General features: G+C 55.4%; 3 protein-coding genes. All 3 read right to left on the reverse strand.

Annotated elements, in window-relative coordinates; all coding sequences use genetic code 11:
* Positions 1-56 precede the first annotated feature (56 nt).
* The 3 genes from tnpC to tnpA all read right to left on the reverse strand — a co-directional run bounded on the left by tnpC (position 57) and on the right by tnpA (position 2,376).
* On the reverse strand, positions 57-1,631 hold the full coding sequence (gene tnpC / locus B0G52_RS35070; protein WP_094051091.1) for an IS66 family transposase: 1,575 nt from the start codon (positions 1,629-1,631) through the stop codon (positions 57-59).
* 71 nt (positions 1,632-1,702) lie between these two features.
* Positions 1,703-2,056, reverse strand: a complete 354-nt coding sequence (tnpB, locus tag B0G52_RS35075) for an IS66 family insertion sequence element accessory protein TnpB (RefSeq protein ID WP_094051092.1) — start codon at positions 2,054-2,056, stop codon at positions 1,703-1,705.
* Positions 2,050-2,376 (reverse strand): IS66 family insertion sequence element accessory protein TnpA, encoded by a 327-nt coding sequence (gene tnpA / locus B0G52_RS35080; RefSeq protein WP_094051093.1) that lies wholly within the window; start codon positions 2,374-2,376, stop codon positions 2,050-2,052. The genes tnpB and tnpA overlap by 7 nt, the downstream gene beginning before the upstream one ends.
* Positions 2,377-2,461 lie beyond the last annotated feature (85 nt).

The raw sequence follows: 2,461 nt of genomic DNA on the forward strand, positions 1-2,461 counted from the left end.
GTAAGCGTCAAATAGCCCCCACCTTGAGATCAGTGGGAGCTGGCGTAGGCTAAGTATTAAGACTGATGCATTCGGCACGTGTTCGGCAACGATTGCGACCAAGGCATATACGGCTCCAGCGTTTGCGGATCTAGCGGTCCGGCCAGTTGCGGTAGTTGCTCGAAGAGATACTTCAAGTAGTCGTAGGGACGAAGTCCGTTTTCCTTGGCTGATTCGATGACGCTGTAGATGGCCGCACTCGCCTTCGCGCCGCGTGGCGTGTTGGCAAACAACCAGTTCTTGCGTCCGATTACAAATGGCTTGATCGAACGCTCGCTTCGATTGTTGTCAAGCTCCAATCGTCCATCTGCAAGGAAAGCCGTCAACTTCTCCCACTGGTTCAGGCTGTAGGTGATCGCCTGCCCAAGCAAGCTCTTAGGCAATGTTCGGGAACGTTGCTGTTTCAGCCATGCGAAATACGCCTCCACGATGGGACGGCTTCGTTCCTGACGAGCGGCATGGCGCTTGTCAGGCGCAACTTCTTTTAGCTCGCGCTCAATGGCAAAGAGCTGATTGCAGTAAGCCAGCCCTTGTCCTGATGCCGTCTCGGCCCCCCGCGCTTCCGGCGGTGCGGCCTTGAGCGCCTCATCGTACTTGCGGCGCGCATGCGCCCAACAACCGACCAGCGTGACGCCCGCGACCTTGTGATAACCCGGATAGCCGTCTACATGCAGGTAGCCTTTGAATCCAGACAGGAAATTACGGGGATGCTCCCCGCCTCGGGTGCGCTGGTACTCATAGAGTACGGCCGGAGCGACTCCGCTCCCGGTCCGGTACAGCCACAAATAGGAAGTGGACTCTGCCGACTTGCCTTCTTCGCGTAATACTTGCAACGTCGTCTCATCCGCATGCAGCACTTCTTGCTTGAGCAGATGGACTTTCATCGCGGCGAAGATGGGCGTCAGCCACTGCTCGGCACCATAAATCATCCAGTTCGCCATCGTCTGTCGGGACAGTGTATACCCAAGCCGCGCATAGATCTGTTCCTGTCGATAGAGCGGCAAGCCGTCTACGTATTTCTGGCATAGCACATGGGATAGGATGGACGGCGAAGCCAAACTGCCGGGATACACGGGCTTTGGCATCGACGCTGTAACGATGGGCGTGTGGATTTCTTCACGCTCGCAGCGGCGGCAGGCATACACCTGTCGGACATGCCGAACTACCTTGATTTGCGGCGGCACGATGGCAATCTCACTGCGCGTCTCGGTCGTCATCTCGTGAAGCGCTCCACCGCAGCATGCGCATACCTGCTCGTCTTCCGCAAGGGTGTACGTTACCGTCTCAACCGGCAGATGCTCTAGGTCCGCTTCGCGTTTGCCCGTCGTCTTACGGCGCTCATACGTCACCTTTTCCATGGGCGGCTCTTGGCCTGCCGGCGTAGCCAGCACTTCCGCTTCGTTGAACAGATTCAGTTCAATCTGATCCAGGTTTGTCTTCTCGCTGGAAGCACCGAAACGCTTCTGCTGCGCAAGACGGAACTGCTCCTCGTACCATTTGAGCTTGGCGGACAGCTCCGCAATTTGCTGTTCCTGCTTGGCGTTTTGCTGTTGAAGTTGTTCTAGAGTAAGGGATTTCGGTCGATTCTCCATACGCTATGATTTCGATACGGATGCCCCGATGCCTGCCTGCACATATGTCGATTTGACGAAGGAATAGATTGCTAAATGATGGTGGTGGCGGCCACTTTCGGGTGAGCCTGTCGCTGGCTGAGCGAAAGTCCGTCCAGCAGCCAGCGGAGCTCGCGAGTTGTGACCGTTACCGGATCGCCGTGATCCCTGGGCCACTGGAACGTACCGCGCTCGAGTCTACGGTAGAACAGCCAGAAACCGTTATGCTCCCAGTATAAGATTTTTAATTTGTTACGCTCGCGGTTGCAAAAGACGAACAGGCATGCAGAGAATGGGTTCAGCCCGAGTCCCTCTTGGACGAGTGCGGCCAATCCGTCGATGGATTTTCGTAAATCCGTGCTGCCACAGGCCAGGTAAACTTGCCGTGTCGTCAGTTCGCTTAGCATACGTCCTCCAATGCTTGCACGACATTGCGAAGCAAGGCGGGATTGAATCCGGCGTCGACCTCGATGACGGCTGCGCCGATCTTGATGCGAAGACAAGCGGATGATTTGGGTTCCGGCTCAGGAGTAACCACAGCTTTGACGAAAGTGGTTGGCTTGGCAGTAGTGACAACGGTAGATGAACCGCCTAGTCTTTTCATCCAAGTGTAAAGCCCGCGACGATCCACCTGATTGGCTTTGCACCATTTTACTGCTTTTTCTCCGCTGGCACGGAAAGCGGCAATTCGTTCTTCCCATTTCTTCTGTACATCTTCTCTGGCCATAAAATATCCTCCCCCGAATTGATTCTGAGGAGGATTATCTCATGGTTGCTGCAAAGAACGAAGGTGGGTAGGGTTTGACGCTTAC

It is taken from the genome of Cohnella sp. SGD-V74 (assembly GCF_003001675.1).
Taxonomy (GTDB): Bacteria; Bacillota; Bacilli; order Paenibacillales; family Paenibacillaceae; genus Cohnella.